Origin of the sequence: Streptomyces sp. XM83C (assembly GCF_023072675.1) — a bacterium.
Classification (GTDB): Bacteria; Actinomycetota; Actinomycetes; order Streptomycetales; family Streptomycetaceae; genus Streptomyces; species Streptomyces thermocoprophilus.
On record NZ_JALLGL010000474.1, the window covers coordinates 1 to 3099 of the forward strand.

The 3099-nt window shown below is 72.4% G+C and carries 4 protein-coding genes; all 4 read left to right on the plus strand.

Going from position 1 to position 3099, the window contains the following annotated elements:
• Positions 1-234: 234 nt before the first annotated feature.
• Genes MTQ10_RS29380 through MTQ10_RS29395 form a run of 4 tightly spaced genes read left to right on the plus strand, consistent with a single transcriptional unit; the run spans position 235 to position 3032 of the window.
• Positions 235-546, plus strand: a complete 312-nt coding sequence (locus MTQ10_RS29380; protein ID WP_247473446.1) for an antibiotic biosynthesis monooxygenase family protein — start codon at positions 235-237, stop codon at positions 544-546.
• 16 nt (positions 547-562) lie between these two features.
• Positions 563-1684, plus strand: coding sequence for an ABC transporter permease (locus MTQ10_RS29385; protein ID WP_247473448.1), 1122 nt, complete (start codon positions 563-565; stop codon positions 1682-1684).
• On the plus strand, positions 1681-2400 hold the full coding sequence (locus MTQ10_RS29390; protein ID WP_247473450.1) for an ABC transporter ATP-binding protein: 720 nt from the start codon (positions 1681-1683) through the stop codon (positions 2398-2400). Before MTQ10_RS29385 ends, MTQ10_RS29390 begins: the two co-directional genes overlap by 4 nt.
• A 29-nt stretch (positions 2401-2429) precedes the next feature.
• Positions 2430-3032, plus strand: coding sequence for a TetR/AcrR family transcriptional regulator (locus MTQ10_RS29395; RefSeq protein ID WP_247473451.1), 603 nt, complete (start codon positions 2430-2432; stop codon positions 3030-3032).
• Positions 3033-3099: the final 67 nt, after the last annotated feature.

Genomic DNA, 3099 nt, shown 5'->3' on the forward strand with positions numbered 1-3099 from the left:
GGTGGCGAGTACGGGGGGTGGGGGTAGGCCAGGGAGGCAGCGACGACCGCTTCGGCGGAGGTCCTTTGCCATCCGACGGGCGGCGTCCGTCTGGTGAGTGGTCGCCGTGCCGCCTGGTCATTGCGCACGAGCGCATCTTGCCGACAGGTGTGTCGGGAATTCGGGCTAGGATGCTGACAGTGGCGTCGGCAAGTTGCCGGTGCTTTCCCATGCCCTGGAACAGGTGGTTCTCCGATGTACACGGTGATGAACCGGATCGCGGTCCCCGCGGCCGGCGCTGCGGCGTTCGAGGAGCGGTTCGCCGCGAGCATGCGCGCGACGCTGCCCGGTGTGGACGGGCTGCTGGGGGCGCGGCTGCTGCGTCCTCAGCAGGAGGGCGGTGTGTACGTGGCGGTGATGGACTTCACGGACCGGGAGGCGTTCGCGGCCTGGATGCGTTCGGAGTCGTTCCGGGCCGCGCACGGGCCCTCCGAGGGCGGTGCGCCGGACGACGTGGCGAGCGGCGGCGTGGAGATGTTCGAGACCGTCCTCTCCGTCGGCGCCTGAGGCGAAGGGTCCAGTCGTGTTTCTCGCTCTTCGTGATCTGCGCTTCGCCCGCGGGCGGTTCGCCCTGATCGGTGCCGTGGTCGGAATGATCGCCGTCCTCGGCGTGATCCTGTCCGGACTGGCCAGCGGTCTGGCCGACGCCGGTGTCTCCGGCCTGCGTGCCCTGCCGGTCTCCCACCTCGCCTTCGACCGTTCGGCCACCGGCGAGCTGTTCTCCCGCTCCACCGTCACCACCGACACCGCCGCCCGATGGGCCTCGCAGCCCGGTGTCCGCAAAGCCGAACCGCTGGGCCAGCAGATGGTGCACGCCCAGATCGACGGCCCTGACGGCAAGCAGCTCGCCCTCGCGGTCTTCGGTGTGCAGCCGGGCGGCTTCATCGCACCCGCGCCACTGTCCGGCCGGCCGCTGGCCGACGCCACCCCGAACGGCGTCCTGATCAGCGAGGAGATCCGCAAAGAAGGCGTCAAGATCGGCGACCGCCTCACCGCCGGTCAGGCCGGTACGGAGCTGACCGTGATCGGCACGATCGGCCACGCCTCCTTCGGGCACGTCGGCATCGTCTACGCCCCGCTGCCGCTGTGGCAGAAGCTCCACTACGGCCTGCCCGGGCCGCTGCCGGACGCCGCCGCCCACCAGGCCACCGCCGTCGCCCTGCAACTCGCCCCCGGCGCCGACACCGACCGCGCCGACAAGGCCCTGGGCACCCACACCGTCGACAAGACCGGCTCCTACGGCGCCTCGCCGGGCTACACCGCCGAGTCCAGCACGATGACCCTGATCCGCGCCTTCCTCTACGCCATCTCCGCGCTGGTCGTCGGCTCCTTCTTCACCGTGTGGACCATCCAGCGCCGCCAGGAGATCGCCCTGCTCAAGGCCATCGGCGCCTCCACCGGCTACATCCTGCGCGACGCCCTCACGCAGGCCGCCGCCGTCCTGCTCACCGCCACCGCCGCCGGAACCGCCGTCGGTCTCGCCCTGGGCGGCGCCATGAACGAATCCGCGCCCTTCTCCCTCCAAGCCGACCAGGTCACCCTCGCCGCCCTCCTGCTCATCGTGCTGGGACTCGCGGGCGCCGCGGTCGCCATCCGCCGCATCACCAAGATCCAGGCCCTCAGCGCACTCGGAGCCAACCGATGACCCATCCCACCTCCGCCCCCGCGTCGGCCGACACCGCCACCAGCGGGGCCGCGGCCCTGCGCCTCACGGACGTCACTCTGCGCCTGGGCCACGACCAGCAGCAGGTCACCGCCCTCGACCAGGTCACCCTGGCCGTCACCCCCGGAGAATTCGTCGCCGTCACCGGTCCCTCCGGATCGGGCAAGTCCAGCCTCCTCGCCGTGGCCGGCGGCTTGCAGAGCCCCACCCAGGGGACCGTCCACGTCGCCGGGGTGGACCTGACCACCCTGAAGGAGCACCAGCGCACCGCGCACCGCCGACGCCACATCGGCTACGTCTTCCAGCACGCCAACCTCTTCGCCTCCCTCACCGCCCGCGAACAGCTCCTGCTCACCGCCCACGTCGCCGGACGCCTCGACCGCGAGACCCGCCGCCGCGCCGACGAACTGCTGGAAGCCGTCGGCATGAGCGCCCGCGCCGACCACCGCCCCGACCACCTGTCCGGCGGCGAACGCCAGCGCGTCGGCATCGCCCGCGCCCTCGTCCTCGCCCCCGAGGTCCTGCTGGTCGACGAGCCCACCTCCGCCCTGGACCGGGCCCGCGCCCGCGACATCGTCGACCTGCTCGCCGCCCAGACCCGCGCTCACCGCACCGCCACCGTCATGGTCACCCACGACCACGAGATACTGAACGCGGCCGACCGCGTCCTGAACCTGCGCGACGGCCGCCTGAGCTGACCGAGCCCCCGAAAGGCACCCGCTGCCCCATGCCGAAGATCAACGCCGCCACCGTCGCCGAGCACCGAGCCCAGCAACGCGCCGCGCTGATCCGAGCTGCCGTCGACATCCTCGTCGCACAGGGCGCCACCGCGGTCACCCCGGCCGCGGTCGGCGCCCGCGCCGGGCTCGCCCGCTCCAGCTTCTACCAGTACTTCCCCTCCTCGGCGGCCCTCCTCGCCTCGATCGTCGAAGAAGCGTTCACCGCAGCCGACGCCGCCATCGCCGAGGCGCTCGCCGACGTCCACGAACCGGCAGCCCGGTTCGACGCGTTCATCCGCACGGAACTCCACCTCGCCGCGCAAGGCGCCCACCGCCCCGCCAAAGCACTCCTGCAGGCCGACCTCCCACCCGAGTGCCTGGCCCGCGTCCACGAACTCCACCACCGCCACAACGCCCCCCTCCAGGCGGCGATCACCGCCCTGACCGGCGAAACCGACGCCTCGGCACTGACCGCCCAACTGGTCGGCGGCACCGTCCAGGCCGCCATGACCGCGATCGAACACGGCGCCGACCCCACCCAGGTCACCGACCGCGCCCTCGCCCTGCTCCACCACGGCCTGAACACCCCAGCCCGGCAGCCCCACCCGTAGCCCTCCCGGCCGCCCACGGGTCCGCTCTGCCGACGCACCCACAAGGTGATCGGAGCAAAGCTTTCAC

Coding starts and splice junctions, on each gene's coding strand:
- MTQ10_RS29380 (WP_247473446.1), top strand. CDS start 235: ATGTACACGGTGATGAACCGGATCGCGGTCCCCGCGGCCGGCGCTGCG.
- MTQ10_RS29390 (WP_247473450.1), top strand. CDS start 1,681: ATGACCCATCCCACCTCCGCCCCCGCGTCGGCCGACACCGCCACCAGC.
- MTQ10_RS29395 (WP_247473451.1), top strand. CDS start 2,430: ATGCCGAAGATCAACGCCGCCACCGTCGCCGAGCACCGAGCCCAGCAA.